Genomic DNA, 1,246 nt, shown 5'->3' with positions numbered 1-1,246 from the left:
GCGATCGCATCTCAATCCCAATCACGGCTAGAATCCCAGAGAAAAGCGATCGCATATCAAATCCAATCCCAGAATGAAGCGATCGCATCTCACCTCAAATCCCAGAGAAAAGCGATCGCATCTCAACCTAAGCAGATTTCAAAACCAGTGCCAGATACTCGCATCCTGTCTTCTTCTGGTTTTGATTATAGCCAACTCAACAGATTATTGAAATCAGGTAACTGGAAAGCTGCCGACGAAGAAACGGCTAAGATGATGTTAGCGGTGGCGGGAAAAACCCAACGGGAATATTTAGACGACGATGATATCAAAAACTTTCCCTGCGAGGATTTGCGAATCATCGATGGTCTTTGGGTCAAACACAGCAACGGACGCTTCGGGTTTAGTGTCCAGAAGCAAATTTACATCAATTGTGGAGGTAAGCCTGATGGAAGCTATCCAGGTGATACAATATGGAAGCGGTATTGTGACGAGGTGGGATGGCGAGTGAATGGGTCGTATCTATCATGGTCTAATTGCACGTTTTCGGCGGCGGCTCGCCGTGGCCATCTACCGGCCATCGCCGAATTGTGGGGTGAAGTGGGTGTGATTGGGGTACGGCGAAGAGTGGTGTCTTCTCTCGCGCACAGACTTGTAACCTGTAGCATATAACCACTTCAGGCAGTCCCTAGTGGTGCTTTAATGAAATGTAACGCACCGTTCACCATTACAATGTTAATCAAATGTCAACACCACTCCTACTCTCCATTGGCGGTGGGTTACGCACTCAACCCACCCTACGAAGTCTTACTTCTCCACTGGTGGTAGAAACTGGGTTTCTAGTTCCTCCCCGTGGGTTATAGTAGCATAAAGCCGGGTTTCCCTGCACCCGGTTGTCGTGATGTATCGGGTTGGGAATGATGGCGAAATGTCCCGTTTGTGAAACGGAATATACACCAAATGAGGTGGAAACCTGTTCGGTGTGTGGTTATGACCTGACACCCTATCCCCCTGTGATTGGTGGGATACCCTCCGGGTTTTTGGAGAAGGAGAAAAAACGCATTGCCGCCGCCAAGCGGGTTTGGCAATTGTCTCAGTCTCAGGTAGAGTCCGCACAGTTGATGGTCTCTCACCTGCAATCTCAGTTAGATGAGACCACCCGGAAAATTGACGGTTTTACCACTACTCAATCACGGCTAGAATCTCAGATAAAAGCGATCGCATCTCAACTCCAATCCCAGAATGAAGCGATCGCATCTCAACTCCA

Annotated in this window: 1 protein-coding gene and 1 pseudogene; both read left to right on the top strand. The window is 48.6% G+C overall.

The genetic code is table 11. The features are described 5' to 3' along the window. Positions 1-651 (top strand): GUN4 domain-containing protein (locus tag P5683_RS24975; protein ID WP_315645103.1); only part of this gene is annotated, 651 nt, incomplete at its 5' end. Between the two features lie 248 nt (positions 652-899). Continuing rightward, positions 900-1,246: pseudogene (locus tag P5683_RS24970) on the top strand (GUN4 domain-containing protein); the annotation flags it as partial.

The sequence above is a fragment of the Limnospira sp. PMC 1279.21 genome (assembly GCF_032349615.1).
In the GTDB taxonomy this organism is placed as follows: domain Bacteria; phylum Cyanobacteriota; class Cyanobacteriia; order Cyanobacteriales; family Microcoleaceae; genus Limnospira; species Limnospira fusiformis.
This window is presented reverse-complemented; position numbering and strand designations above follow the sequence as displayed.